Source organism: Bradyrhizobium sp. 63_E2_N1_3, from assembly GCF_052076005.1.
In the GTDB taxonomy this organism is placed as follows: Bacteria; Pseudomonadota; Alphaproteobacteria; order Rhizobiales; family Xanthobacteraceae; genus Bradyrhizobium; species Bradyrhizobium barranii.
On the sequence record NZ_CP197235.1, the window covers coordinates 8,695,293 to 8,720,950 of the forward strand.

The 25,658-nt window shown below is 65.0% G+C and carries 24 protein-coding genes; 18 read left to right on the forward strand and 6 right to left on the reverse strand.

All coding sequences use genetic code 11. The annotated features are described in order from the left end of the window. Positions 1-72 precede the first annotated feature (72 nt). Positions 73-1,455, reverse strand: a complete 1,383-nt coding sequence (ugpB, locus tag AB7531_RS41415) for a sn-glycerol-3-phosphate ABC transporter substrate-binding protein UgpB (RefSeq protein WP_063979951.1) — start codon at positions 1,453-1,455, stop codon at positions 73-75. Between the two features lie 143 nt (positions 1,456-1,598). Here ugpB and AB7531_RS41420 point away from each other — a divergent pair, with 143 nt between their 5' ends. The 10 genes from AB7531_RS41420 to AB7531_RS41465 all read left to right on the forward strand — a co-directional run bounded on the left by AB7531_RS41420 (position 1,599) and on the right by AB7531_RS41465 (position 13,089). Further along, complete coding sequence (locus AB7531_RS41420; protein ID WP_063985935.1) at positions 1,599-2,594, forward strand: TRAP transporter substrate-binding protein; 996 nt, start codon at positions 1,599-1,601, stop codon at positions 2,592-2,594. A gap of 83 nt (positions 2,595-2,677) precedes the next feature. After that, entirely contained in the window at positions 2,678-4,678 is a 2,001-nt protein-coding gene (locus AB7531_RS41425; RefSeq protein ID WP_223154137.1) for a sensor histidine kinase, read from the forward strand. Next, positions 4,648-6,393, forward strand: coding sequence for an ATP-binding response regulator (locus tag AB7531_RS41430; protein WP_063979952.1), 1,746 nt, complete (start codon positions 4,648-4,650; stop codon positions 6,391-6,393). The genes AB7531_RS41425 and AB7531_RS41430 overlap by 31 nt, the downstream gene beginning before the upstream one ends. Before the next feature lie 24 nt (positions 6,394-6,417). Beyond that, positions 6,418-7,149 (forward strand): response regulator, encoded by a 732-nt coding sequence (locus tag AB7531_RS41435; protein ID WP_028151984.1) that lies wholly within the window; start codon positions 6,418-6,420, stop codon positions 7,147-7,149. Positions 7,150-7,470: 321 nt separating this feature from the next. Beyond that, positions 7,471-8,082, forward strand: a complete 612-nt coding sequence (locus AB7531_RS41440; protein WP_028151983.1) for a sigma-70 family RNA polymerase sigma factor — start codon at positions 7,471-7,473, stop codon at positions 8,080-8,082. A gap of 527 nt (positions 8,083-8,609) precedes the next feature. Beyond that, positions 8,610-9,308, forward strand: coding sequence for a cytochrome c biogenesis CcdA family protein (locus tag AB7531_RS41445; protein WP_063979953.1), 699 nt, complete (start codon positions 8,610-8,612; stop codon positions 9,306-9,308). 31 nt (positions 9,309-9,339) lie between these two features. Then, entirely contained in the window at positions 9,340-9,894 is a 555-nt protein-coding gene (locus AB7531_RS41450; RefSeq protein ID WP_063979954.1) for a thioredoxin family protein, read from the forward strand. 84 nt (positions 9,895-9,978) lie between these two features. After that, positions 9,979-10,953, forward strand: coding sequence for a hypothetical protein (locus AB7531_RS41455; RefSeq protein WP_063979955.1), 975 nt, complete (start codon positions 9,979-9,981; stop codon positions 10,951-10,953). Between the two features lie 449 nt (positions 10,954-11,402). Next, positions 11,403-11,996 (forward strand): L,D-transpeptidase, encoded by a 594-nt coding sequence (locus AB7531_RS41460; RefSeq protein ID WP_028151979.1) that lies wholly within the window; start codon positions 11,403-11,405, stop codon positions 11,994-11,996. Positions 11,997-12,051: 55 nt separating this feature from the next. Further along, the gene (locus tag AB7531_RS41465) at positions 12,052-13,089 is read left to right on the forward strand and encodes an amino acid ABC transporter substrate-binding protein (RefSeq protein WP_063985936.1); all 1,038 of its coding nucleotides are present in this window, start codon (positions 12,052-12,054) and stop codon (positions 13,087-13,089) included. A 290-nt stretch (positions 13,090-13,379) separates the two neighbouring features. On the opposite strand, the gene AB7531_RS41470 is transcribed toward AB7531_RS41465, so the two are convergent. Next, the gene (locus AB7531_RS41470) at positions 13,380-14,519 is read right to left on the reverse strand and encodes an acyl-CoA dehydrogenase family protein (protein ID WP_063979956.1); all 1,140 of its coding nucleotides are present in this window, start codon (positions 14,517-14,519) and stop codon (positions 13,380-13,382) included. A gap of 182 nt (positions 14,520-14,701) precedes the next feature. After that, positions 14,702-15,901, reverse strand: a complete 1,200-nt coding sequence (locus tag AB7531_RS41475; protein WP_063979958.1) for an acyl-CoA dehydrogenase family protein — start codon at positions 15,899-15,901, stop codon at positions 14,702-14,704. 136 nt (positions 15,902-16,037) lie between these two features. Here AB7531_RS41475 and AB7531_RS41480 point away from each other — a divergent pair, with 136 nt between their 5' ends. Together AB7531_RS41480 and AB7531_RS41485 are read left to right on the forward strand one after the other, a co-directional pair. Further along, positions 16,038-16,583, forward strand: a complete 546-nt coding sequence (locus tag AB7531_RS41480; RefSeq protein WP_063985937.1) for a carboxymuconolactone decarboxylase family protein — start codon at positions 16,038-16,040, stop codon at positions 16,581-16,583. Positions 16,584-16,673: 90 nt separating this feature from the next. Beyond that, positions 16,674-17,168, forward strand: coding sequence for a VOC family protein (locus AB7531_RS41485; protein ID WP_063979959.1), 495 nt, complete (start codon positions 16,674-16,676; stop codon positions 17,166-17,168). A 127-nt stretch (positions 17,169-17,295) separates the two neighbouring features. On the opposite strand, the gene AB7531_RS41490 is transcribed toward AB7531_RS41485, so the two are convergent. After that, positions 17,296-18,531 carry an MFS transporter gene (locus AB7531_RS41490; protein ID WP_063979960.1) on the reverse strand — a complete coding sequence of 412 codons (1,236 nt, stop codon included), beginning with the start codon at positions 18,529-18,531 and terminating at the stop codon, positions 17,296-17,298. Positions 18,532-18,708: 177 nt separating this feature from the next. Continuing rightward, a complete protein-coding gene (locus tag AB7531_RS41495; protein ID WP_063985939.1) occupies positions 18,709-19,956 on the reverse strand; it encodes an MFS transporter in 1,248 nt (415 codons plus the stop codon). Between the two features lie 187 nt (positions 19,957-20,143). Here AB7531_RS41495 and AB7531_RS41500 point away from each other — a divergent pair, with 187 nt between their 5' ends. Continuing rightward, on the forward strand, positions 20,144-22,213 hold the full coding sequence (locus AB7531_RS41500) for a prolyl oligopeptidase family serine peptidase (RefSeq protein ID WP_441280278.1): 2,070 nt from the start codon (positions 20,144-20,146) through the stop codon (positions 22,211-22,213). Positions 22,214-22,317: 104 nt separating this feature from the next. Here the strand turns inward: AB7531_RS41500 and AB7531_RS41505 are convergent, their stop codons facing one another. Continuing rightward, complete coding sequence (locus tag AB7531_RS41505) at positions 22,318-22,989, reverse strand: DUF938 domain-containing protein (RefSeq protein ID WP_063979961.1); 672 nt, start codon at positions 22,987-22,989, stop codon at positions 22,318-22,320. 246 nt (positions 22,990-23,235) lie between these two features. Here AB7531_RS41505 and soxX point away from each other — a divergent pair, with 246 nt between their 5' ends. The 5 genes from soxX to AB7531_RS41530 are packed head-to-tail and all read left to right on the forward strand — an operon-like array spanning position 23,236 to position 25,602. Next, complete coding sequence (gene soxX / locus AB7531_RS41510) at positions 23,236-23,592, forward strand: sulfur oxidation c-type cytochrome SoxX (RefSeq protein WP_028151969.1); 357 nt, start codon at positions 23,236-23,238, stop codon at positions 23,590-23,592. 37 nt (positions 23,593-23,629) lie between these two features. Continuing rightward, on the forward strand, positions 23,630-24,115 hold the full coding sequence (soxY, locus tag AB7531_RS41515) for a thiosulfate oxidation carrier protein SoxY (protein ID WP_063985941.1): 486 nt from the start codon (positions 23,630-23,632) through the stop codon (positions 24,113-24,115). Positions 24,116-24,125: 10 nt separating this feature from the next. Then, positions 24,126-24,437 carry a thiosulfate oxidation carrier complex protein SoxZ gene (gene soxZ / locus AB7531_RS41520; protein WP_063979962.1) on the forward strand — a complete coding sequence of 104 codons (312 nt, stop codon included), beginning with the start codon at positions 24,126-24,128 and terminating at the stop codon, positions 24,435-24,437. Beyond that, on the forward strand, positions 24,437-25,300 hold the full coding sequence (gene soxA, locus AB7531_RS41525) for a sulfur oxidation c-type cytochrome SoxA (RefSeq protein WP_063979963.1): 864 nt from the start codon (positions 24,437-24,439) through the stop codon (positions 25,298-25,300). The genes soxZ and soxA overlap by 1 nt, the downstream gene beginning before the upstream one ends. Beyond that, positions 25,297-25,602 (forward strand): hypothetical protein, encoded by a 306-nt coding sequence (locus tag AB7531_RS41530; RefSeq protein WP_063979964.1) that lies wholly within the window; start codon positions 25,297-25,299, stop codon positions 25,600-25,602. Before soxA ends, AB7531_RS41530 begins: the two co-directional genes overlap by 4 nt. The last annotated feature ends 56 nt before the right edge of the window (positions 25,603-25,658 follow it).

The window sequence follows — 25,658 nt, forward strand, 5'->3', positions numbered from 1 at the left end:
GCCGCTTAGCCTCATCCTGAGGAGGCCGCGAAGCGGTCGTCTCGAAGGACGAGGCGCGCACTCACGCATACGCTACCGGTCCGGGCTGGCGCGCTCGAACTGGCGCAGCAGCTTGTTGCCGCGCTCGACCGCGGCATCGAGCGCGGCCTGCGCGCCCTTCTGGCCGGTAAAGGCCTGCTCCAGCTCGTCCTCGATTGCGCCGCGGATCAGCACGAAGGAGCCGAGCCGGATGCCCTTCGAGTTCTCCGTCGGCTGATGCAGCGTGATCTCCTCGAACGAGATCGCGGAGCCCGGATTGCGCTCGTAAAAACCCTGCGCGCGCGTCAGCTCGAAGGCGGCGCGGGTGATCGGCAGATAGCCGGTGTTCTGGTGCCAGGCGGCCTGCACGCCGGGCTGCGACAGATAGGCGAAGAACCGTGCCACGCCCTTGTATTCCGCGCGCGGGCGGTCGCGCAGCACCCACAGCGTGGCACCGCCGATAATCGAGTTCTGCGGCGCGTTCTTCACATCGGGCCAGTACGGCATCATGCCGTAGCCGATATCGAACTTCGAATTCGCCTTGATGTCGGCCCGCGTCGCCGAGGAGCCGATGAAGATGCCGCATTCGCCCTTCTGGAAGCGCGGCTCGGCCGACTGCCCGCGGCCGCCGTAATCGAACACCTTGTCCTTCTGCCACTCGGCGAGCTGGGCGATGTGTTGCACGACGACCGGGTTGTTGATGGTCAGCTCGGCATCCAGCCCCGCAAAGCCATTGGTCCGCGTCGCGAGCGGCAGATTGTGGAAGGCGGAGAAATTCTCGATGTGGATCCAGGACGGCCAGGAGGTGGTGAAGCCGCACACAGCGCCGCGCTCGCGCAGGCGTTTTGCGGCAAGCCCAAGCTCGGGCCATGTCTTCGGCGGCGTCTCCGGATCGAGGCCCGCGTCGCGGAACATGGTCTTGTTGTAATAGAGGATCGGCGTCGAGGAATTGAACGGGAAGGACAACAGATTGCCGGCCGCATCGGTGTAATAGCCGGAGACTGCGGGAAGGTAATCGCCCAGCGAGAACGGCTCGTTCATGTCCCGCATCATGGTGAACACGGGATAGATCGCGCCCTTGGCCGCGGTCATGGTGGCGGTCGCGACCTCGTTGACCTGGACGATCGCCGGTTGGCTGCGCGAGCGGAAGGCGAAGATCGCCGCCGTCACCGTCTCGGTGTAGTTGCCCTTGTAAGCAGGCACGATGCGGTAATCGGACTGCGAGGCGTTGAAGTCGGCGGCGAGCTTCTCGAGCTGCCGGCCAAGCTCGCCGGACATGGCGTGCCACAGCGCGATGTCGGTTGCGGCGCGCGCCTGAAGAGGCATTGCGAGGACGATGAAAGCGGCGAGGATCCGCAAAAGACTCGATGCTGAAATCACGATGGCTCTTCCCGTGTCGCGCGGCAAAGGCGACCGTACCTGCTTAAGGCGCGGCATTTCCTGTTTCAACCGGGAATGAACGGCGGCCGCGCCGCACAATCGCTCCGCCGGGTGCGGCGGGATGGCCTTCCCTCAACCATCTGCTAGATTGCATTGAACCTTTTTGCTTCGCCATAGACTCCACCACTGAGGGGTTGAGTGTGCCAGTGCTGAACCGTGCCGAACTCTCGCGGACCGGGTTGATCTTCGTCGCGCTTCTGCTCGCGGTCTGCGCGACGAGCGCAGCTGCGCGCGAATTCCGCGCCGCCGACACCCAGGCCGAGGATTACCCGACCGTCCAGGCGCTGCGCTACATGGGCGCGCTGATTGCCGAGCGCACCGGCGGCCGGCACGAGATCAAGGTGTTCCATTCCCGTCAGCTCGGCGAAGAGAAGGAGACCATCGAGCAGACCAGGGTCGGCGCGATCGACCTTAACCGGACCAATGTGGCGCTGATCGGCAACTTCGTCCCGGCGATGAACGTGCTCGCCATGCCGTTCCTGTTCCGGTCCATCGAGCACATGCAGAAGGTGCTGGACGGGCCGATCGGCAGCGAGATCCTCGGCAGTTTCGAGCCCTACGGCTTCGTCGGGCTCGCCTTCTACGATTCCGGCGCGCGGTCGATCTACAACGGCGTCCGTCCGATACGAAGTGTCGCCGACCTCAAGGGATTGCGGATCCGGGTGCAGCAGTCGGAGTTGATGAGCGAGATGATTCGCTCGCTCGGCGCCGAGCCGGTCGAGATGCCCTACGGGCAGGTGCTCACCGGGCTTGCCAACCATCTGATCGACGGTGCCGAAAACAACTGGCCATCTTTCGTGACGACAGACCATTACAAACATGCCGGCCACCTCGCGCTCACCGAGCACACGATGAGCCCGGAAGTGCTGGTGATCTCGCTGAAGGCCTGGAAGAGCCTGTCGGCCGACGACCAGCAGATATTCCGCGAAGCCGCGGCTCGCTCCAGCCGGTTCATGCGCGAGAAGTGGCGCGACCTCGAAGAGCAGTCGCAGCACAAGGCTGAAGCCGCCGGCATCACCGTCGCCAGGGATATCGACCGCAAGCCGTTCGAGGGCGCGATGGCTGCGATCTATGCCAAGGCGGGGCGCGATCCCGCCGCGGCCGCGCTGATCGAACGCATTCGCAAGGTGGAGTGAGCCGCTTGGCTGCGCCTGGACCCAGCGAGCACGCAGACAGGCCGCCCGGCCCGCTCGGGCGGCTGCGCGCACGTTTGGTCGGGATGCTCCGCGCGGTGCCGATCCGCTGGCGCATCCTGTCGATCGCGGCGCTGAACTCGGCCGTGGTCGTGGTGCTGGTGGGGCTGATCTGGAACGGCACGCAGGTGCTGGGCTCGGCCTGGGGCGACGTCCGCCAGGTGCGCGAGTCCGACCGCATCCTGGCGCTGCTCGAAAGCGAGACCGGGCGCCTGCACAATCTGATCCACCGCTACATCAACCAGCCGAGCCCGGACCTGTTCGCCGAGATCCTGCTGCTGCGCGAGGCGGTGCTGGGCACGCTGACCGACCGTGCCGCCAAGGACCCGATGCTGTCGGGCTCGGTCGAGGAGCTGGAGCGCACCACCGACCGCTTCCTCAACGGCTTCGGCGAGCTGCGCAGTGTGCAGGCGACCATCGCCAAGACCTATGAGGAGCAGGTGCAGGGCCCGGCCAGGGACATGGCCGGTCTCTATTCCATCATCGAGGGCGCCACCGGCCATCGCGACGCCCTGATCTGGCCCTCGCTCGGCAAGTCGCGCGAGGCCTTCACCGCGATGCTGGTGGCGGCCAACTCCTACTATCTGTCGCTCTCGCCCGGTGCCGCCGACGACGCGCGCCGCAACACCGAGACGATCGAGAAGACCATTCCGGTCATGATCGATCTCGCCGACAACGACCTGCAGCGCATGGCGCTGCAACGGCTCGGGACCCGCACCATGGCGCTGCGCGAGGGTTTCGCAAAGCTCTCCGAGCAGCTGACGAGCCGCACCGAATTGCTGCGCAACACCATCGACGCCAGCCAGGCCGAGGCGATCGGCGCCATCGACGACCTCTCCACGAAGATGCGCCAGCGCGAGCAGAAGGCGCAGGAGACGTTTGATCGTACCCTGGCCGATATCTCGCGGCGGGTGCTGTCGATCGCGGTGATCTTCCTCGGCATCATCCTCACCGCAGGCGTGCTGATCGCGCTGTCGATCCGCCTGCCGCTGCAGCAGATCATGACCGCGATGCGCGCGATTACGCTCGGCGACCTCGACCGCGAAGTGCAGGGCACCAAGGCACGCGACGAGGTCGGCGCCATGGCGCGCGCCGTCGAGGTGTTCCGCGAGAACGCGATCGCGAAACGCGAGACCGAGGACGAGCTGCGCGCGTCCAAGGAGAAGGCCGAGAGCGCGCTGCTCGAGCTCAACACCGCGCAGCAGAATTTGATCGACGCCGAACGGCTGGCGGCGCTCGGCGGCCTCGTCGCCGGCGTCGCGCACGAGGTCAACAACCCGATCGGCATCAGCCTGACCGTCGCTTCCAGCTTCGCCCGGCGCACCGAGATCTTCGAGGCCCAGCTCAAAGGCGACGGCGGCCTGCGCCGCTCGCAGCTGGAGGAGTTCGTGCAGTCCTCGCGCGACGCCTCGCAGCAGCTCGTCGCCAACCTCACCCGCGCCGGCGAGCTGATCCAGTCGTTCAAGCAGGTCGCGGTCGACCGCTCGCATGCCGAGCGGCGGCAGTTCTCACTCAGCGAAGCCACCGACCAGATCATCGCCAGCCTGCGTCCGGTCCTGAAGCGCTCGCCGATCACGCTCCAGGCCGACGTGCCCGAGGGGCTCCTGCTCGACGGCTATCCAGGCTCCTACGGCCAGATCCTGACCAACCTCTTCCTCAACGCCGCCAACCACGCCTTTGCCGACGGCCGCGCCGGCACGATCACGATCTCGGCGCGTCCGCGCGGGACCGACGACATCGAGATCATCTTCGCCGATGACGGGGCCGGCATGACCCCTGACGTGCAGCGCCAGGCCTTTGACCCATTCTTTACCACCCGGCGCAATGAAGGTGGTACGGGACTCGGCTTGCATATCGTCTATAACCTTGTCACCCAGCAGCTCGGCGGGCGCATGATGCTGGAATCCAAGCTGGGACAAGGCACTACTTTTCGCATTATCATGCCCCGGGTCGCCAAGGGCGGCGCGCAAAGCACAGAGACTGACGGGACTTCTCAATGGCCGAACAGGACGATGTCCTCCACCTGATCGACGATACCGGTACCGCACCGGAGGACCAGAACGCACGGAAGTGGAAGATCGCCGTCATCGACGACGATCCGGCCGTGCATGACGGCACCCGCTTCGCGCTGTCCGACTACAGCCTCAACGGCCAGGGGCTGGAGATCCTCTCCGCCCATTCCGCGGCGGAAGGTCGCAAGCTGATGGCCGCGCATGGCGACATCGCCGCCGTGCTGCTCGACGTCATCATGGAGACCGATGTCGCCGGCCTCGAGCTGGTCGAGTTCATCCGCAACGAGCTCAAGAACGAGACCGTACGTATCATCCTGCGCACGGGACAGCCCGGCCAGGCGCCGGAGCGGCGCGTGATCGTCCAGTACGACATCAACGACTACAAGGCCAAGACCGAGCTCACCGCCGACAAGCTGTTCACCTCGCTGACCGCGGCGCTGCGCTCCTATCAGCAGCTCGAGCGCATGGTGCAGACGCGGCGCGGGCTCGAGATCATCATCGACGCCGCCTCGACGCTATACGACTTCAAGTCGATGCAGCGGCTCGCCGAGGGCGTGCTGACCCAGCTCGCCTCGCTGCTCAATGTCGATTGCGCCGGCATATTGGTGCTGCGCGACAATGGCGGCGTGGACCCCGAGCTCTCCGTGCTCGCCGGCAGCGGCTGCTACAGCCGCTTCATCGGCACGACCTCGTCGAAGGCGCTCGACCCCGATCTGCGGACGATGGTGGAAGCCGCGTTCCAGGGCCGCAAGAACGAATTCGCCGACCACCGCAGCGTGATCTATCTGCGGACCGGCTCCGGCCGCGAGGTGGTGGTGCTGCTGCAGGCCGAGCGCGAGCTGTCCGAGACCGACCGCTCGCTGGTCGAGATCTTCTCCAGCCGGCTCTCGATCGCCTTCGACAACGTCATCCTCTACCAGCAGCTCCAGGACGCCAACACGCAGCTCGAGGACCGCGTCGCCCAGCGTACCCGCGCGCTGATGCAAGCCAACCGCCGCCTCTCGGCGCAATGGCTGCGACTGCAGCGCGCCAACGGCTTCAAGAACGAGATTTTGGGCACCGTCGCCCACGACCTCAAGAATCCGCTCGGCGTCATCCTCGGCCGCACCGAGATGCTGAAGGAGCTGATCTCGACCGGCGCCTCGTCCGACGGCGTGGTCGCCCAGGTCGATCACATCCGCGATGCCACGAAGCGCCTGACCACGATGGTCGATCATCTGATCTCGGACGCGATGGCCGATGCCTTCGACATCACCATCCGCCGCGAGCCGGTCGACGTCGCTGCGCTGGTGAAAGAGGTCGCCGATGCCAACCACCCGCTCGCGGTCAACAAGCAGCAGGCGATCAGCGTCACGGCGCCGCCCAACATCGTCACCATGTGCGACACCGACCGCATCCGCGAGGCGATCGACAATCTGATCAGCAACGCCATCAAATACTCACCGATCGGCGGCAAGATCATCGTCGCCGTCACCCATGAGGCCAGCGATACCGTCGTCCGCGTCAGCGACGAGGGCGCCGGCCTCTCGCCGGAGGATCTCGGCCGCCTGTTCGGCCGGTTCCAGCGGCTGTCGGCCAAACCGACCGCGGGCGAGAGCTCGACGGGGCTTGGGCTTTCCATCGTCAAGCGTATTATCGACATGCATGGCGGCGAGGTGACGGCCGAGAGCGACGGTCCCGGCAAGGGATCGACCTTCACCATCACCCTGCCCGCGACCGAGTTGCCGTGATTCGAGTACCGAGATCTGAGTGATATGACCCAAAGCCAGCACATCATGATCGTCGACGACGAGGCCCCGGCCCGGGAGATGGTCGGCGATTACCTCAAGATGCACGGCTTCACCGTGACGCTGTGCGACGGCGGCAAGAGCTTGCGCACCGCGATCGACGGCAGCATGCCCGACCTCGTTGTGCTCGACCTCAACATGCCCGAGGAAGACGGCCTCTCGATCATCCGCGACCTCAAGAGCCGCATCAACGTGCCCGTGATCATGCTGACGGCGACCGCGAGCCCGATCGACCGCGTCGTCGGTCTCGAGCTCGGCGCCGACGATTACGTGGCAAAGCCCTGCGAGCTGCGCGAGCTGATGGCGCGCATCCGCTCGGTGTTGCGGCGGAGCACGCCGGTGAAGGCGGCCGAGACCGCGCCCGCCAAATCGGACAAGGATCAATTGGTGCGCTTCGGCACCAAATGGCTCGACCTCGAAGCGCAGGCCTTGCGCGACGACGAAGGCAACGAGCACCCGCTCACCGCCTCCGAGTTCGGGCTGCTGAAAGTGTTCGCGGCCAATCCGAAGCGCGTGCTGTCGCGCGAGCGCCTGCTCGAACTGGCCAATGCGCGCGACGCCGAAGCCTTCGACCGCGCCGTGGATCTGCGCATCATGCGCATCCGCCGCAAGATCGAGCCCGACCCGACCAAGCCGGCCGTGATCCGCACCATCCGCGGCGGCGGCTATCTGTTCTCGCCCGCGGGCGAGAAGGCGTAGGGCGCGCGGCACCTACCGCTGTCGTCCCGGGCTCGCTTCGCGCCCCGGAATGACGGCATGGGTGGCGCGACCGAACGCAAAGCCCGGAATTTCGTTCCCGGCTGCCCCGGGCGCTCCCCAATCCCCACCCCCGTATTTTCCGTACATTGAAATTCCACGGCTTTTCGCCCCGAATGTTTCGTCGCGGCCTGTCCGACGAAACAATTTGGCGGCGCACGAAACCATTTTTCGCTTTTCGTGCAGACGTCCCGAAACGTTCGCTGATTAACAATTGGTCCAAGGAAACGCCGCTCGGTTGCGGCGCTACGGGGAGCTAAGTCAATGCCGAACGTCATCGCCATCAACGCCCAAGCCAGCCAGAGCATCATTGCCGCTCAGGCGACCTCGGACGACATGCTCCTGGAGAGCATTGCGGACGGCAACCGGACGTCCATGCACATCCTCTATTGCCGGCACAATGTGCGGGTTTATCGCTTCATCTTGCGCATCGTGCGTGACGCGACCACAGCGGAAGACCTGGTCAGCCAGGTGTTCCTCGACGTGTGGCGCACGGCAGGCCAGTTCCAGGGCCGCTCGCAGGTTTCGACCTGGCTGCTCTCGATCGCACGCTTCAAAGCGCTGACCGCGATGCGCCAGCGCCGCTTCGAGGACATCGACCAGGACGACGTGCGCCAGATTCCTGACGATGCCGAGACGCCCGAGACCTCGCTCGACCGCAACGACACCAGCGCCATCCTGCGCGCCTGCGTGCAAAAACTGTCGCCCGCGCATCGCGAGATCATCAACCTCGTCTACTACCATGAGAAGTCGGTGGAGGAGGTCGGTCAGATCATCGGCATCCCGCAGAGCACGGTGAAGACCCGGATGTTCTATGCCCGCAAGCAACTGGCCGATTTGCTTAAGGGCGCCGGCGTCGACCGTTTCGCTGCCTAAGACCAAGGATTTCAATGGGATAGGACCGAGGTTTCGGCCCTGTCCCCTGACACGGAAGTGTTACCGCCGACGCAATAATTGAAACAAAGCACAACATCAGGCGGAAAAACTTCCCTCCTATAAAGCTCACATACGGTTTCGTTAAACCTCCCAAGACTTCCAACGACCCGGACGGGATGCCCCCCTCCGGGTCGTTTTGTATTTGGGGGTCGCCGAGGCCCATTCTCGCCACCCAGTGAGGCGGGCACCGCTCCATCATTCCCTCGAGGGGTACCGCATGGGGACTCCCTCGATTTGTCGTGCACGGCACGATCGCGGATGGATAGACCTTTCCCGGGGCCACCCCTCTCCCCCGTCCTCCCCCGAGGGGGGAGGGAGCGCGCCGGCGCTGTGGCCAACAGGGCTGCCTCGCAATGCCGCCCGGCACGCCCCACACCAGGCAGCCGCCCCTCACGAAGGCGTGACGCCACGTAACAACCCGCGCAGCCATCCCGAACTGCCCTCGTGACCTCCTTCACGAGTGCCCGATGCTCGAACTTGTCTTCGCCGTCCTTGCCGGCATCCTGACCATCGCCGCGCCCTGCACGCTGCCGATGCTGCCGATCCTGCTTGGCGCCTCGATCGGGCGGGCGGGCCACTTGCGGCCCGCGATGATCGCGCTCGGCTTCGTCGTCTCGTTCTCGGCGACCGCGCTGCTGTTGGGTGCGATCACGCGGCTGTTCGACTTCGATCCGAACGTGCTGCGCGAGGCCGCGTCGATCCTGCTGCTCGGCTTCGGCCTGTTGATGCTGTGGCCGGCGCCGTTCGAATGGCTGTCGATCCGGCTCAACGGCTGGCTCGATCTCGGCAATGCCGGCGCCGTACAGCGCGAGGGTGCGCTCGGCGGCCTCGTGCTCGGCACCACGCTCGGCCTGGTCTGGACGCCCTGCGCCGGTCCCGTGCTCGGCTCGATCCTGACGCTGGTCGCGACGTCGAAGAACGCCAGCTGGGCCGGCGTGCTGTTGATTGCCTATGCCATCGGCGCAGCGATCCCGATGCTCGCGATCGCCTATGGCGGACAGGCTGCGACCACGCGCGTGCGCAGCCTTGCGCGGATCTCGCCGCGGCTGCAGCAGGGCTTTGGTGTCGTCGTGATCGCTTTCGCGGTCGCCGCCTACTTCCAATACGACACGCTGATCGTGGCGTGGCTCACAGGATTCTATCCCACCGGCCAGATCGGCCTGTGATCATCCCTCATCTTCACCGGAGGACGCTTCCATGACTTTCAAACTGCTCGCCCTCTCCGCCGCACTGATCGGCATGGCCGTAACAGGCGCCGTCATCCCCGGCATCTGCGACGAGGCCGCGCGCGCCGCCCCTGTCGTCACCGCTGCCGCGAGCCAGCAGACCGCGCCCGACTTCACCGGCATCAACACCTGGTTCAACTCGAAACCGCTCAGCATCGCCGACCTCCGCGGCAAGGTCGTGCTGGTCGACTTCTGGACCTATGGCTGCGTCAACACGCTGCCGCACGTCACCGACCTCTACGCCAAGTACAAGGACAAGGGCCTCGTCGTGGTCGGCGTGCACACGCCGGAATTCCCGTTCGAGCGCTCCGCCGCCAATGTGCAGGCCGCGCTGAAGCGCCACGGCATCACCTATCCGGTGGCGCAGGACAATGATTCCAAGACCTGGAACGCCTACCAGAACCAGTATTGGCCGGCGCAATACATCATCGACCAGAACGGCAAGATCGTGTTCCAGCACGAGGGCGAGGGCCGCTACGACGAGATCGACCGCACCGTGGCAAAGCTGCTGAACGCCAACAGCTGAGGCCGGATCGCCGCTGCCGCCGTTGTTGCTTGACTCCACGGACCCGTCCGTGGAGTTTCCCGAGCGACGGAATCAGCGCCCGCAATGGACGACGCGACCACCAGCACCGACATTCGCCTTCGCGAAGGCGCCTCGATCGCGCAACGGCTGGTCATGTCCGGCTTTGCGGCCGCCGTGGCGCTGTGCTTCACGCCGGGCCTGTTCACGCACGACACGTTGGAAGTGATCGTCTCGGTGGCCGCGCTGCTCGTCGGAGCAGCGTTCGTCGTCGGCATCATGCTGGCGCCGGCGGTGGTGTGGATCATCACACCGAACGAGATCCTGATCGGGCAACAGCGTCCGTTCGGAAAGCTCCGGACCAGGGTCGTCGCGAAAGACGACATCAGGGGATTACAGGTTCCCGGCAGCAAGCGGGCGAAAGCCCGTTTCCAGCTGGCCTTCACGCTGGCCTCGGGGGAACGCCTGACGTCCCCGCCGATCTCCGACGTCACGCATGTTCGCGACACCGTGGCGCGGATCGCCGCACAGTTCGATGTCCCCGATGTCGAGTCACCCGTCAATCCGCTCGATGCCAGCAATCCCGAGATGCGTCTCGGCGACCCCCTCGAGGCGTTTTCCGCGCGGGACATAAGGATCGTCGCGCTGATCGCCGTCGCCTTGTCCGCCGTTCCCTACGCCTACAAGCTCTGGCGTGGATGGCCGCCCAGCCATGTCGATATCCTGCTGCTGCCGCTCGGCGCGATCGCCGCATTCGCGGTTTACCGATACGCCAACCTGGTGACCGGCGCGTTCTGGATCATCCGCGAGAGCGATATCCGCGTCGAACGCCTGTGGGGCGACGGCACGCCGCGCGCCGACCATATCGAGGGGCACGACGTGAAGACGATCACCGTCGACCGCCGCGGCCGGTCCGAGGACGAGCACTGCATCGTTACGATCCGGTTGCGCTCGGGGCGACGCTTTCGCAGCCCACGAATCGGGTCGCGGATCGAGGCCCGAGCGGTGGGTGCCGAAATCGTCCGACGGCTCGGGATCGCGGCGCAGAATAACAAGATTTAGCTCTCCCCCGCTTGCGGCGTCGCGATCGCATTTGAAGGCGATCTGACAGAGTCGCCTGCGGCCATCCTTCGAGACGCCCGCCTACGGCGGGCCCTCAGGATGAGGACGGAGTGCGCGGCGACAATTTCGACGGGCTCCGATGCGTCTTAGCCTCATCCTGAGGAGACCGCGAAGCGGTCGTCTCGAAGGACGAGGCGCGCGCTCAGACCGCCGCTAGGAACTCCTGTGCGATCGTCCTCCCCCGCAAGCGGGGGAGGGAGCGCACCACCATTGCCGCGACAATCTAGGCTTTTCGCGCCATCCCCTGTTTGTGGCATTGCCCGGCCTCGTCAAAAAACCAAAGCATTCTCGTGACATACCAGCCGGGCGTGCCATGAACTTGCCACGAAGCTGCCCCTGAGTTCAGATGGTCCGAATGATTTACGCTGTGGCAGCGGGGAGAGCTTGAAATGACGGATTATCGTCGCCTGACCGGGGCGTTCATCGCGGCGCTGGGCCTGGTCCTGACCACCTCGTACGCCTCCGCCCAGCAGCCTGACCGCGGCGACGAGCCGGGCCTGGTCGCCGACGACGCCTACCAGCTCGAGCCGGAATGGCAGAAGCAGGTCGTGTACTTCCGCACCACCGAGACGCCGGGCACCATCATCATCTCGACAGCCGAGCGCCACCTCTATCTGGTGCAGCCGGGCGGGCGCGCGATCCGCTACGGCATCGGCGTCGGCCGCGACGGCTTCCAATGGCAGGGGCTCGTGAACATCACCAACAAGAAGGAGTGGCCGGACTGGACGCCGCCGCCGGAGATGATCCAGCGCCAGCCCTATCTGCCGCGCTTCATGGCCGGCGGCCCCGGCAATCCGCTCGGTGCCCGCGCCATGTATCTCGGCACCACCGTCTACCGCATCCACGGCACCAACCGTCCTGATACGATCGGCACCAAGGTATCCTCGGGTTGCTTCCGTCTCGTCAACCATGACGTCGCCGATCTCTACGATCGCGTCCCGGTTGGCACCAAGGTGGTCATCCGACAGAAGCCCGAACTCTGATCTTCCTCGCCTTAGCGAATAGTCCTTTTCCCGATTATTTCGAGAGAGCAACATGATGCGCACTTTTCGAGGCGGCCTGCTGATCGGGCTCGCCGTTGCCGTACTGGTCGGCGCCCTGGCGGTGATCTATGAGTTCTACGATACCCGCACCCTGAAGCGCACCGTTCGCCGCGGCGAGGTGCTGTGCGGCGTCAACAAGGGCCTGCCGGGCTTCTCGATCCCCGATGACAAGGGCAACTGGACCGGATTCGACGTCGATTTCTGTCGCGCGGTGGCAGCCGCCATCTTCAACGATCCCGGCAAGGCCAAGTTCGTTCCACTCGACGCCAGCGAGCGCTTCAAGGAATTGCAGAGCCGCAAGGTGGACATCCTCTCGCGCAACTCGACCTGGAGCATGGCGCGCGAGCTCGACTACGACCTCTATTTCCCGGCGGTGGCCTATTACGACGGCGCCGGCTTCATGCTGCCGCGTTCACGCAACAAGGAGACTTCGCTGGACCTGACCGGCAGCAAGGTCTGCGTGCAGGCTGGCACGACAACGCTGCTCAACGTCGCCGACTACTTCCGTGCCAACAACATGAAGTATGAAGAGGTGAAGTTCGACAAGCTGGATGACGTGGTGAAGGCCTACGACTCCGGCAAGTGCGACACGCTGAGCGCCGACGTCTCGCAGCTCTACGCGCTGCGGCTCAATCTCTCCAAGCCCGGCGACCATATGATCCTGCCGGACATGATCTCCAAGGAGCCGCTCGCACCCGTGGTGCGCCAGCGCGACGACGACTGGATGATGATCGTGAAGTGGACGCTCTACGCGATGATCAACGCCGAGGAGCTCGGCGTGAGCTCGGAGAACATCGACGAGGCGCTGAAGTCGAAGAAGCCGGAAGTGATGCGCCTGGTCGGCACCGAGGGCAATTACGGCGAGCAGCTCGGCCTCACCAAGGACTGGGTCGTCCGCATCATCCGCAACGTCGGCAATTACGGCGAGATGTACGAGCGCAACATCGGCGAGAAGTCCAAGCTGAAGATCCCGCGCGGCATGAACCAGCTGTGGAATGCCGGCGGCGTGCAGTACGCGCCGCCGATGCGGTAATAGACTTCGGTTGCAGCCACGCTCTCAATCGTCATGCCCGGGCTAGTCCCGGGCATCTACGTTTTTGAGGCATCGCAAGAACGTGGATGGCCGGGACTAGCCCGGCCATGACGGAGCTTGGGGCAGGCGCTCTCCACACTCTCAACTGTCATCGCCCGGCTTGACCGGGCGATCCAGTATTCCGAGACGTCAATCGTATGCGGACAGGCCGCGGCGTACTGGGTCGCCCGGTCAAGCCGGGCGACGACACCGCGTGTGAGGCACGTCCTCGCGCCTCACATCCACTCGCCTCAATACCCCCGCGCCCTTGCCAGCTGCTCGGTGTGGTAGTTCGCGTCGCCGAACAGCTCCTCGCACACCCTGGCGCGCTTCATGAAGAAGCCGATGTCGAACTGGTCGGTCATGCCCATGCCGCCATGCATCTGCACGCCTTCCTGCACCGCGCGCGTGGCGGTGGTGCCGGCGCGGGCCTTGGCCACGGCGACGCTTGATGCGGCCTTGGCGACGTCGGCATCGAGCGCCTGCAGCGCCTTCATCGTGGCGGCGCGGGTGATCTCGATGTCGACATAGAGTTCGGCGGCACGGTGTTGGAGTGCCTGGAATTCGCCGATCAGCTTGCCGAACTGCTTTCTGTTCTTGAGGTACTCGACGGTGCGGTTGAAGACTTCTTCGCTCAAGCCCACCATTTCGGCGGCGACCGCGCCGCGGCCGATGTCGAGCACGCCGTCGAGCAGCGCTGCGCCCTGATCGACCTCGCCGAGCACGCTATCGGCGTTGACCTCGACATTGGCAAGCTCGATCCGTGCCGCGTTGTGCGCATCGACCATGATGGTGCGCTCGATCGCAACGCCCTTGGCCTTGGGATTGACCAGGAACAGCGTCAGCCCTTCACGCTCGCCGGCGGCGCCAGCGGTGCGCGCCGCGACGATGAAGAGGTCCGCGACGTGGCCGTCGACGACCAGCGCCTTGGCGCCGGAGAGCTTGAAGCCGTTGCCGGCGCGCACCGCCTGGAGGCTGGTCTGAAGCGGGCGATGCTTGGCGCCTTCGTCGATCGCGAGCGTCGCGAGCAGCGAGCCGTTGGAAATTTTCGGCAAAAATTCCGACTTCTGCGCAGCATTGCCGCCGCGATTCAGCGCCGAAGCCGCCACCACGCTGGTGGCAAGGAACGGCGACGGCATCAAGGTGCGGCCGATCTCTTCCATCACGACACCGGCCTCCATGAAGCCGAGGCCGCTGCCGCCGAACTCTTCCGGCACCAGGAGGCCGGCAAAGCCCATCTCGGCGAAGGAATGCCACAGCTCCTTGGAGAAGCCGGTCGGGTCCTTGTTGTCGCGCAGGGATCGCAGGTGCGACACCGGCGCCTTGTCGCTGATCAGCCCGCGCGCTGAGTCGCGGAGCATCGATTGTTCTTCGGTGAGGACGAGGGCCATGTGCGTGTTTCCGATTCGAAATCTATTTTTGGTCCGTCATTCCGGGATGGCCCGAAGGGCCAGGCCCGGAATCCATAACCACGATCGGGAGTATGGATTCCGGGCTCGCGCTTCCGCCTTCGCTCTTCGAGCTTCGGCGGACAAGTCGCGCGCCCCGGAATGACGGGTGGTGAGAGCGTGCCTCACGCTCCCGGCAAATCCAGGATGCGCTTGGCGACGATGCCGAGCATCACCTCCGTCGTGCCGCCCTCGATCGAGTTGGCCTTGGTGCGCAGCCAGGCGCGCGGGCGGGCGCCCTGCCTGGAGCGCTCGCTCTCCCATTCCAGCGCGTTGACGCCGCCGGCCGACATCAGGATCTCGTGGCGGCGCTTGTTGAGCTCGGTGCCGTAATATTTCATCGCGGACGAGAACGCCGGATGCGCCTGGCCGGCCTTGGCGAGATCGACCGCGCGTTCGGCGCAAGCGGCGAGCGCGGCCTCATCGACGTCGAAGCTCGCGATCCGGCCGCGCAGCATGGAATCGTCGAGCTTGCCTTGTGCATCGGTGCCGACGGAATCCGCCGCGATCTGGCCGAGCGGCCGGCCGACGCCGCGCTCGCCCATGCCTGATATCATCGCGCGCTCATGCTGGAGCAGATATTTTGCGACGTCCCAACCGCGGTTGACCGTGCCGACCACGTGCGATTTCGGCACGCGAACACCGTCGAAGAAGGTTTCGCAGAACGGCGAATAGCCCGAGATCAGCAGGATCGGCTTGGTCGTCACGCCCTTCGAGGCCATGTCGAACAGGATGAAGCTGATGCCGTCGTGCTTCTTCGCGGCGGGATCGGTGCGCACCAGGCAGAAGATCCAGTCGGCGTAGTTGGCGTAGGAGGTCCAGATCTTCGAGCCGGTGATGACGAAATCGTCGCCATCGCTTTCGGCGCGGGTCTGGAGCGAGGCGAGATCGGAGCCGGCGTTCGGCTCGGAATAGCCCTGGCACCAGCGGATCAGGCCCGCCGCGATGTCAGGCAGGTGCTCCCTCTTCTGCGCCTCGTTGCCGTATTTGAGCAGCGCCGGCCCCAGCATCCAGATGCCGAAGCTCGACAGCGGCGGACGCGCGCCCATCCTGGCCATCTCGGCGCGCAGCACCTTGTGCTCGGCGGCGCTCAGGCCACCGCCGCCATATTCCCTAGGCCAGTCAGGCACGGTCCAGCCCTTGTCGCGCATGCGCTCGAACCAGAGGCGCTGCGGCTCTGACGCGAATTTCGTATTGCGTCCGCCCCAGAACACGTCGCTGTCTGAGGTCACCGGCTTGCGCATCTCCGGCGGGCAGTTGGCTTCCAGCCAGGCGCGCGTCTCGCTGCGGAATTTCTCAAGATCGGCGGGTTCAGATTCACTCATGGTCGTTTCCATCAATCAAAAAGACTTGTTGGGCGCGACTCTGAGCCATCGCACCGTGGAATTCAACCACTTCCGTGGCGCTGCATTCGGCTATAGTCGCCGCCGCGGCGAGCTTGAAAACAAAGAGGAAATAACAATGCGCCTGAAACTACTTTCGCCTGGCGAAATGAACGAGAGCCAGCGGCAGACCTATGACGAGTCGATTGCCGGCAAGCGCGGCAAGCCGCCGGCGCCGATGATGGCCTGGCTCAACAGCCCCGACATGGCCCGTCACGCCACGCGGCTCGGCGAAGTGCTGCGCTACGACACGATATTCCCCGCCAAGCTTTCGGAGATCGCGATCCTGGTGACGGCGCGGCACTGGACTGCGCATTACGAATGGTATGCGCATAAGCGCCTGGCGCTCCAGGGCGGCATGGATCCTGAGATCATCGACGCGATCCGCGATCGCCGCACGCCTGTCTTCGACGATCCCAAGGGAAAGATGATCTACGACGTCGCGAAGTCGCTGCATGAAGGCCATGGCGTCGAGAAGGGCCTCTACGATGCAGCGGTGAAGGTCCTCAGCGAGCGCGGCGTGGTCGAGGTGATCGGGCTGTGCGGCTATTACACAATGGTGTCGATGACGCTGAACACGTTCGAGTTCGAGCTGCCGGAGGGCGAGGTGCCGGAGCTCTCATAGTTTCGTATCTGGAAACGATGGGTTTCGGGATAGGCAGGTAGCACTGTCCCGGAGCCGGCCTTATCTGGAGTTGGTCAACGGAGCAGCACCATGTCGCAAAGCCCAGCCGTCAATGCCGGCACAAGGATCGGCCACGTTCACCTCAAGGTCGCCGATCTCGATCGCGCGCTCGGCTTCTATTGCGGCGTGCTCGGCTTCGAGCTGATGCAGCGCATGGGCTCGGGCGCGGCGTTCATCTCGGCCGGCGGCTATCATCACCACATCGGGCTCAACACCTGGGAGAGCAAGGGCGGCTCGCCGCCGCCGCCGGGCACGACCGGTCTCTTCCACACCGCGATCCTCTATCCGACGCGGCCCGCACTGGCGGATGCGCTGCATCGCGTGCTGTCGGCCGGCATTGCGCTCGATGGCGCGAGCGACCACGGCGTCAGCGAGGCGCTGTATCTGCGCGATCCCGACGAGAACGGCGTGGAGCTGTATTGGGACAAGCCGAAAGACCAATGGCCGCTCGGGCCGGACGGCAAGCTTGCGATGTTCACGAAGCGGCTGGATGTCGAGGGGTTGCTGAAGCAGCGCGAGGCTTAAATACCGCTCTCTCCTCGTCATTGCGAGGAGCGAAGCGACGAAGCAATCCAGAATCTTTCCGCAGTGGCAGCCTGGATTGCTTCGCTGCGCTCGCAATGACGGAGTGTGTTAAGGCGCCGTCGCGCCTCTATGCCGTTTTCGCTTTTGGCTTCCCCCGCACCATGATCAGCGCCGCGGCCGCCACCTCCAGCGCGATACACAGATAGAACGGCAGCGCGTAACCGCCCGAGAAATCTCGCAGGAAGCCGACGACGCCCGGGCCGAACGCATAGGTCACCTGGTTGATCGCGGTGTTGAGGCTGATCAGCACGCCGAACGAGGCGGAGTCGAATTCCTGCTGCACGATCAGCGACGGCAGCGTGATGAGATTGCCGACCGAGAAGCCGAACACCGCGCAGGCCGCGATCAGCACATAGTCGTTGTGCAAATTGATGACGACGCAAAGCGCCGCCGCCTGGCTCAGGAACGACAGTGCTGCAGCCAGCCGCTGGTTGAGGCGGTCGATCACCATCGAGAACAGCACGCGGCCGATCACCGCCATCGCGGTCAGCACCGCGACCGCCACCGCCGCGCGCTCGCGGCCGATCACGGGATCGAGGAACGAGATCAGGTGCACGATAAAGCCGACCTGCGCGAACAGCACCAGCGCGAACGCAATGGTCACCGTGAGGAAGCCGACGTCGCGCAACGCCCATGCGCGGATCTCCGTCGACGATTGCGGCCTGGCCTTCGCCGTCGCGTGCCAGCCGTGAAGATCGGGCGGCCGGCCGACGAGAAGCAGGATCACCGGCAGCAGCAACACCAGCATGGCGCCGGCGGCCGCGTACATCGCGCTGGCGAAGCCGATGTGGCCGATCAGGGTCACCAGCAGCGGCACGCCGACGATGCCGCCGAAGCTGGCGCCGTTGAGCGCAAGGCTGATCGCCATGCCGCGCTTCTGGTCGAACCACAGACTGATCGTGTTGGTGATCATGGCGAGACTCGTGCCGGCCCAGCCGAAGGCGAGCACGGCATCGGCGAGATAGAGCTGCCAGGGCTCGCGCACCGCGCCGATCGCGACCGCGGCCGCCGCCATCGCCAGCGTGCCGGCGATAAGGCAGAGCCGCGGGCCATATTTTCTGACGGCCTCGCCAACGAAGACGACGAGCAGCGCACCGAACAGATAGAAGAACGTCGTGCCCGAGGAGATCAGCGAGGCCGGCCAGCCCCGCGCGCGCTGGAGCTCGGCGACATAGACGCTCTGGCCGTAGAAACCGAGCCCCCAGCCGAAGGTCGCGAGCAGGAAGCAGACCGCGACGATGCGCCAGCCTTCGTAGCGGAGCGCGGATTCGTCGATTCGGGGCTGTTGAGGATTGTCGAGCATTTGCCGCCTACTCCGTCATGCCCGGGCTTGTCCCGGGCATCCACGTTCTTTCTTCGACGTCCCGAGACGTGGATGGCCGGGACAAGCCCGGCCATGACGCAGCATCTATTATCTCACCTCAGAAAATCACTTCGACCTGGATCGAACTATCAACGCTGCTGACAGCCTCCTGCCAACTCAGATCGCATCCGGGAATTCGCCCATCGCTGCGTCCAGCCGCGCCTTGCGGCGGCGGGCCCAGGACGCCAGCGAGAGCACGGCGAGGCCGAGCACCACCGGCGGGAAAACCACCATGTTCACCGCCGACCAGCCGTAATTCGCCAGCAGCTGGCCGGAGGAGAACGAGCCGATCGCCATCATGCCGAACACCAGGAAATCGTTGAAGGCCTGCACCTTGTTGCGCTCCTGCGGACGGTGCGTCTCGAGCACCAGCGCGGAGGCGCCGATGAAGGAGAAATTCCAGCCGACGCCGAGCACGATCAGCGTGGCCCAGAAATGCATCGCGGTGAGGCCGGAGAGACCGATGCCGGCGGCCACGGCCTCCAGCAGCAGGCCGGCGGCGACGATCTTGGGCGCGCCGAATCGGGCGATCAGCGCGCCCGTGAAGAAGCTCGGGCCGTACATGGCGACGATGTGCCATTGAATGCCGAAATTGGAATCGCTGACACTGAGGCCGCACATCTTCATGGCGAGCGGCGCCGAGGTCATCACCAGGTTCATCATGGGATAGGAGATGACGCCGCACAAAGCGGCCGCGATGAAGCGCGGCTGGGTCACGATGTCGAGCAGCGGCCGGCCGCCGTGCAGATCTGCCGGTGCCGGCTTCGGCATGTCGACGCCGGCGACGATGCCCATCGCGACCAGCGCGACCGCAGCCTGCACCAGGAAGCTGAAGGCGAACAGATAGGGCGACCAGACGTCCATGGTCCATTGCACGAGCTGTGGACCGAGCACGCCGGCGAACACGCCGCCGGCCATCACCCAGGACACAGCTTTCGGCCGGTAGGCCGCGCTCGCGCCGTCGGCGGCGGCGAAGCGATAGGATTGCGCCACCGCGCCGTAGAGGCCGCCGAGGAAGGTCGCGACGCAGAACAACGCGAACGAGGCATGCAGGATCGCGAACGAGCCGAGCACGCCGGTGAGGACGCCGCAGCCGGTGCCGATGACGAAAGCCCAGCGGCGGCCGAAACGGCGCGAGATCGCGCCGGTCGGCAGCGTGCCGGCGGCAAGCCCGACGACGTACATCGACAGCGGCACCGTCGCGAGCGACATGTCGGGCGCGAGCGTCGCGCCGACGATCGAGCCGGTGGCGAAGATCACCGCCGAGTTGGCGCCGGTCAGCGCTTGCGCCGCGGCAAGGCGCACCACATTGGCACGCACGCGGGCGTCGGCAGCGATTTCGTGGGCTGTAGTCACGTCTAACATCGGCATTTCCGCCCGAGAGGACTTGTTGATTCCCGGCACTATGGAGGGGCGCGGGAGGGCGGGCAACCGGCGCAAACGGGCGCAGGCCATGCCTCTGACGCAATCGGGCGGATGATACCGGGCCTGCGCGCTTGACGGCTTGCGCTCGATCAAATCCTATCCGCCGCGATCCTTGGGAGTTTCGTTCATGTCTGTCGACGACCGACCCACGCTCAGCGCTCCCGACGACGATCCCTGGCTCTGGCTGGAGGAGATCGAAGGCAAGCAGGCGCTCGATTTCGTCGCGCGGCAGAATCAGCTGACGCTCGCCGCGTTCGGGGGCGCGGCCTTCGAGCGCGACCGCGATGTCCTCGCGGCGATCTACGATCGTCCCGACAACATCCCCTATGTCAGCCGGCGCGGCAGCGATCTACACAATCTCTGGAAGGATGCCGCCAACCCGCGCGGCCTGTGGCGGCAAACCACGCTGGCGGAATTTCGCAAACCGCATCCGGCGTGGGAGATCATGCTGGACATCGATCAGCTCGCGGCGAGCGAAGGCGAGGACTGGCTGCTGAGCGGGATCGCCACGATGCCGGGACACTCGCGGGCGATTCTGAGCCTGTCGCGCGGCGGCAGCGACGCCGTCACCTTGCGGGAATTCGACCTCGACACGAAGAGCTTCGTTGCGGACGGATTTACGCTGCCGGAGGCCAAGGGCGGCGTGGACTGGATAGATGCCGATACGCTGGTGCTGTCGAGCGCCCACGGCGAGGGCATGGCGACGACTTCCGGATATTCGCGGACCGTTCGCGTGTGGCGGCGCGGCGAGCCCGTCGATCAGGCCCAGGTAATCCTCGAGACCACGGCCGATCACATGGCGATGTCAGGCATGGCCGACGACACGGGACCGGCGCCGCGGGTCTGGATCGTCGACCAGATCGATTTCTTCAATCATGCGATCTGGCTGCGCGATGCGGCTGGTGCGACGACGAAGCTCGATCTGCCGACCGGCATCTGGCTGCAGGCGCATGGCGACTGGTTCGCGATGAAGCTGCGCAAGGACTGGACGGTCGAGGAGCGGACCTACGCCACCGACACGGTGCTCGGCATCTCGCTCTCCGCGTTCCTTTCAGGCCACCGCGATTTCATCGTCCTGTTCGAACCCGGGCCGCGGCAGGCCCTGCAAGGTCTGTTCTGGGCGGCGGGAAAGTTGGTGCTGTCGATCCTCGACGAGCTGCAGCCGCGCTTCGAGATCTTCACACCATCCGCCGGCGGCTGGAGCCGCGAGACGCTTCCCGGACTCCCGCAAATCGGCGTCGTCGACATCTGGCCGCTCGATCGCCATCCGTCCGAGAGCAATGGAGACCTGCTCGCCAATGTGCAGGACCCGCTCACGCCGCCGTCGCTGCTGTTGCTGGAGCGCGGCGTCGCAAGCCCGACCGTGCTGAAGCAGGCGCCGAAGACGTTCACCGCCGACGGCCTCGTGGTCACACAGCACGAGGCGATCTCGATCGACGGCGAGCGCATTCCCTATGTGCAAACGGGTCCGGCCAGCGAGACCGGCGATGCGCCCGTCTATATGAGCGCCTATGGCGGCTTCGCCCATGCGGTGAAGCCGTACTACAACCCCTCGCTCGGCAAGCTGTGGCTCGAGCGCGGCGGCACCATCGTGCAGGCGAATCTGCGCGGCGGTGGCGAGTTCGGCACCCGCTGGCACGACGCCGGCCGGCTCGCCGGCAAGAAACTCTCGCACGACGATTTCGCGGCCGTTGCCGCCGATCTCGTGCGACGCGGCGTGACCAAAGCAAAGCGGATCGCGGCGCAAGGCGGGTCGAACGGTGGCATCCTCATCACCAACATGCTGGTGCGCTACCCCGAGCGCTTCGGCGCGTTGTTCTGCACCATTCCGCTGATCGACATGCGCCGCTACACCAAGCTGCTCGCGGGCGCGAGCTGGATCGCGGAATATGGCGACCCTGATAAGCCCGAAGAGTGGGAGTGGCTGAAGACCTACTCGGCCTATCACAACGTGAAGGCCGGCCAGTCCTATCCGCCGATCCTGATCGCCACGACACGGCGCGACGACCGCGTTCATCCCGGCCACGCGCGCAAGATGGCCGCAAAGCTGCAGGCGATGGGCTACGAGGCCTGGTTCTACGAGCCGGAAGCCGGCGGCCACGGCTACGGCAAGGACAACAAGGAGCGCGCCGGCTTCGAGGTGATCGGCTTCCGGTTCTTGAAGGACAGGATCGGGTGGAAGGACGGGGAGGCGTAGGCGCGCAGCCCCTCGTGGACTTTGATCGCATCACGACGTGAGGCGGCCACTGCTCTCTCATTCCCTCCCCCCTTGCGGGGGAGGGAGCGCACCGCCTTCGTGGCTTAGCGCGAAAACACCAGCGTCAGATTGTTCGCCGGCATCTCGATCGTATCGACGAGGCTCAGCCCCGCTCCGCGGGCGAGCGTCTCGACGTCGCTGATATCACGCACGCCCCATTCGGGATTGCCTTCGCGCAAGGAGGTGTCGAACACGGCGTTGCTGAGCGCGGTGTGCTTGCCGTCGCGCTTGAACGGACCGTAGAGGAACAGCTTGCCGTCGGCCCGCAAGTAACGGCCGGCACCGGCGAACAGGCCCTCGGCCACGCTCCATGGTGCGATGTGGATCACGTTGGCGCAGAACAATGCGGCCAGGCTCGTCGGGCCCTGCCCGCTTCGCATCTCCGGACACCAGTCGGGGTCGGTGAGATCGATCCGCAGCGGCGAGCGGATGTTTTGCAGGCCCGAATGAACGCGCCAGGCCTCGATGCTCTTGAGGTGGCGCTGGTTGAGGTCGCTCGGCCACCAGATCAGGCCGGGCGTGTGCTGCGCGAAATGGACCACGTGCTGGCCGGTTCCGCTGCCGAGCTCGACGACATTGCCGGTCAGGCCTGCGAGATGCTTTTCCAGCGCCGCCCAGAGCGGCTCGTGATTGCGATGAAATGCCGGTGCATCGAGCCGCCCATCCGACTCCACCCGTCCGCCGTCCCTGCCAAATTCGACGACATATTCAGCCAATTGAGGTCCCCTTGAAAAAACGAGAACGGGAAAAAAACACGATGGGCGCCCAAACGCCCCGAAAACAGCCGGCCAGCACCCCTGGCCCGAATCCGCCGGACAAATAAGCTCTTTAGTTGCAATGCGGAAGATATTAACTCCATTTTGCCGCGCGCATAGTCTTGATTGTCAGCCGATGCCCTTTGTGCTTTGGAACACTATATTTCCGCGAACGAGATCATCGACATAACGCCTCGGAATGACGCCTTGACCGCCTTTCCACGGACGCCCGTCCTTTACGTCCTGCTGGCGATCGCCGCCGGGCTTGCCGCAGGCCCCGCGCGGGCGCAATCCGCCGTGGCCGATGGCCAGAAGCTCGCCTTCGACCGCGGCAAGGGCAATTGCCTGACCTGCCACGTCATCAAGGGCGGCGACCTGCCGGGCACGATCGGACCGGAGCTCAAGGACATCAAGTCAAAATACCCTGATCGCAACGAGCTGGTCGCGATCATCTTCGACGAGACCAAGCGCAATCCGCAGACCATGATGCCGCCGTTCGGCCGGAACCGGATTTTGACCGAGCAGGAGATCAGCGCGATCGTTGATTTCCTCCAGACCCTGTGACCGCCGGCACGCCAAGAGAATGTCCAGGAGATTCGAGATGACCATCACCACCGGCCCTCATCCGACGCGGCGCCTGATCCTTCAGGGCGCAGCCGGCGTCGCGCTGCTCGGCCTCGGCAACCTGCCGTTCGCGCCCGCGCGTGCGGCGGCCAACGACAAATACCCGGAAGAAGCGTTCAAGCAGAAGAGCGAGGCGGACGCGATCAAGGCGCTCTACGGCAAGACCGCCGAGCCGTCCGACAAGGTCAAGCTCGACGCGCCCGAGATCGCCGAGAACGGCGGCGTGGTGCCGATCTCGGTGACGACGACGCTCGACAAGGTCACCTCGATCTCGTTCTTCGTGGCCGAGAATCCGAGCGCGCTCGCGGCGAGCTACAAGATTCCCGATGGCACGATCCCTGCTGTCGCCAACCGCCTGAAGATGGCCAAGACCACCAACGTGACAGCGATCGTGGAAGCCGACGGCAAGCTCTACAGCGCGACGAAGGAAGTCAAAGTCACAGTCGGCGGCTGCGGCGGTTAGGAGAATTTAGATGGCATCCAGCATTCGCGTCCGCGCCACCGCCAACGGCGACATCACCGAGGTGCAGGTACTGATCCAGCACCCCATGGACACCGGCCTGGTCAAGGACTCCAAGGGCGAGGTGATTCCGGCGCACTTCATCCAGCGACTGAAGTTCGAATGTAACGGCAAGGATGTCTTCGTCGCCGATTGGGGCACCGCGGTCTCGAAGGACCCCTACGTCAAGTTCAGCTTCAAGGGCGCCAAGAAGGGCGACGACCTCAAGGTCTCCTGGACCGACAACAAGGGCGGGTCGGACACGACCACCGCGAAGATTTCGTGATGAATGTCCGCTTCTATCTCCTGCTTGGTTCGTTGAGCGCCGCGCTGGTCGCGTTCGCCCTCACCTCTCCGCGCGTGATCGCGGCCGACAAGGTCGATCCCGTTGCCGATGCGAAAGCGTTCCAGAACTTCTTCTTCCAGAAGTTTCCGACCGTGAAGCACGACGATTTCGTCAACGGTCCTTATTCGATGAACGAGGACATGAAGCGGCAGTGGCAGGAGAAGGAGGAATTTGCGCCCTACGAGTTCGCGCTCGACGCCGGCAAGGAGATGTTCGCGACCCCGTTCAAGAACGGCAAGACCTATGCCGACTGCTTCCCGAACGGCGGCATCGGCATCCGCCAGAACTATCCTTACTTCGACACTGGGGAAGGCAAGGTCGTCACGCTGGAGCTCGCGCTCAACCGCTGCCGCGAGGCCAATGGCGAGGCGCCCTACTCCTACGTCAAGGACGAGATGGCTTCGCTCACCGCCTACATGGCGTTCACCTCGCGCGGCAAGCCGATGGACATCAAGATTCCCGACGACCCGCGCGCGCTCGCCGCGTACGAGAACGGCAAGCGCTACTTCTACACGCGCCGCGGCCAGATGAATTTCTCCTGCGCGAGCTGCCATGTGCAGAGCCCGGGCGAGCGCATCCGCGCCGAGATCCTGGCGCCGGCACTCGGCATTCTGAACGCGATGCCGATCTACCGCTCCGAATGGAGCGGCATGGGTACCACCAGCCGCCGCTTCGTCACCTGCAACAGCCAGACCCGCGCGGTTCCGCTGGAGCCGCAGGCCGATGAATATCGCGACGTCGAATATTTCCTGTCCTACGTCGCCAACGGCCTGCCGATTTCAGGGCCGGGAGCGCGGCCATGAAGCTGTCACTTCCTCTCGCCATGTTGCTCGCATTGAGCCTCGCGCCAGCAGCGCGCGCGGCAGACGAGGCAGACTACAAGGCGGCCTATGCCGCTGCGGAGGCCGCCTCCAAGGAGGCAGCCGGCATGCGCAACCAGTGGACCGTGACCGTATCAGCGCTGGCGGCAGCCAAGAAGGCGGCCGACGGCGGCGATTTCGACCGCGCGGTTGCCGCTTCGAAGGAGGCCGAGGCGCTGGCGAAGGCCTCGATCTTCCAGGCGACGTCAGAAAAAGAGGCGTGGAAGGCGATGGAAATCCGCTAGACTAAAAATCTCGTGGAACCGTCGAATTGCCGTTGAGAGGCGCGGAGAATTTCTGG

Bases quoted from the DNA above. Each gene is read 5' to 3' on its own strand.
- ugpB (WP_063979951.1), bottom strand. From the start codon at position 1,455: ATGCCGCGCCTTAAGCAGGTACGGTCGCCTTTGCCGCGCGACACGGGA.
- AB7531_RS41425 (WP_223154137.1), top strand. From the start codon at position 2,678: ATGCTCCGCGCGGTGCCGATCCGCTGGCGCATCCTGTCGATCGCGGCG.
- AB7531_RS41430 (WP_063979952.1), top strand. From the start codon at position 4,648: ATGGCCGAACAGGACGATGTCCTCCACCTGATCGACGATACCGGTACC.
- AB7531_RS41435 (WP_028151984.1), top strand. From the start codon at position 6,418: ATGACCCAAAGCCAGCACATCATGATCGTCGACGACGAGGCCCCGGCC.
- AB7531_RS41440 (WP_028151983.1), top strand. From the start codon at position 7,471: ATGCCGAACGTCATCGCCATCAACGCCCAAGCCAGCCAGAGCATCATT.
- AB7531_RS41445 (WP_063979953.1), top strand. From the start codon at position 8,610: ATGCTCGAACTTGTCTTCGCCGTCCTTGCCGGCATCCTGACCATCGCC.
- AB7531_RS41450 (WP_063979954.1), top strand. From the start codon at position 9,340: ATGACTTTCAAACTGCTCGCCCTCTCCGCCGCACTGATCGGCATGGCC.
- AB7531_RS41455 (WP_063979955.1), top strand. From the start codon at position 9,979: ATGGACGACGCGACCACCAGCACCGACATTCGCCTTCGCGAAGGCGCC.
- AB7531_RS41460 (WP_028151979.1), top strand. From the start codon at position 11,403: ATGACGGATTATCGTCGCCTGACCGGGGCGTTCATCGCGGCGCTGGGC.
- AB7531_RS41465 (WP_063985936.1), top strand. From the start codon at position 12,052: ATGCGCACTTTTCGAGGCGGCCTGCTGATCGGGCTCGCCGTTGCCGTA.
- AB7531_RS41470 (WP_063979956.1), bottom strand. From the start codon at position 14,519: ATGGCCCTCGTCCTCACCGAAGAACAATCGATGCTCCGCGACTCAGCG.
- AB7531_RS41475 (WP_063979958.1), bottom strand. From the start codon at position 15,901: ATGAGTGAATCTGAACCCGCCGATCTTGAGAAATTCCGCAGCGAGACG.
- AB7531_RS41480 (WP_063985937.1), top strand. From the start codon at position 16,038: ATGCGCCTGAAACTACTTTCGCCTGGCGAAATGAACGAGAGCCAGCGG.
- AB7531_RS41485 (WP_063979959.1), top strand. From the start codon at position 16,674: ATGTCGCAAAGCCCAGCCGTCAATGCCGGCACAAGGATCGGCCACGTT.
- AB7531_RS41490 (WP_063979960.1), bottom strand. From the start codon at position 18,531: ATGCTCGACAATCCTCAACAGCCCCGAATCGACGAATCCGCGCTCCGC.
- AB7531_RS41495 (WP_063985939.1), bottom strand. From the start codon at position 19,956: ATGTTAGACGTGACTACAGCCCACGAAATCGCTGCCGACGCCCGCGTG.
- AB7531_RS41500 (WP_441280278.1), top strand. From the start codon at position 20,144: ATGTCTGTCGACGACCGACCCACGCTCAGCGCTCCCGACGACGATCCC.
- soxY (WP_063985941.1), top strand. From the start codon at position 23,630: ATGACCATCACCACCGGCCCTCATCCGACGCGGCGCCTGATCCTTCAG.
- soxZ (WP_063979962.1), top strand. From the start codon at position 24,126: ATGGCATCCAGCATTCGCGTCCGCGCCACCGCCAACGGCGACATCACC.
- soxA (WP_063979963.1), top strand. From the start codon at position 24,437: ATGAATGTCCGCTTCTATCTCCTGCTTGGTTCGTTGAGCGCCGCGCTG.
- AB7531_RS41530 (WP_063979964.1), top strand. From the start codon at position 25,297: ATGAAGCTGTCACTTCCTCTCGCCATGTTGCTCGCATTGAGCCTCGCG.